This is a genomic window from Rhizobium ecuadorense (assembly GCF_001187535.1).
Classification (GTDB): Bacteria; Pseudomonadota; Alphaproteobacteria; order Rhizobiales; family Rhizobiaceae; genus Rhizobium; species Rhizobium ecuadorense.
The window spans coordinates 1-324 of sequence record NZ_LFIO01001112.1; the positions used below are offsets into that span (position 1 = coordinate 1).

Sequence of the window (324 nt, forward strand, 5' to 3'; positions counted from 1 at the left end):
ATCCCCGGGCACGCAACAAATCTGGAGCCCCTGGGCGCGCGCGCCGACAGCGAGCTTTCCCTGGTGATCGAAGCAGGTCTGGATGGTGCTGCATCCGGGCTGATCGATTATGCACAGGATCTCTATGACAGCGCCCTGATTGCCCGTGTCTCCCGGCATTTCATCCTTGTGCTCGAGCAGATCATTGCGCGGCCGAACGTGCGGATCAAGGACATCGAACTTGTGGGCAGCGACGAGCTCGACCAGTTGTCGGCGCCCTACGAAGATGACGTGGTCAACGATGACAGGCCGGTCCACGAGCTGATATCAGCCCATTCGCGCCAG

General features: G+C 60.8%; 1 protein-coding gene. It reads left to right on the top strand.

Annotated elements, in window-relative coordinates:
* On the top strand, positions 1 to 324 hold a 324-nt coding region (locus AF337_RS24225), incomplete at both ends, for a hypothetical protein (protein ID WP_152971166.1).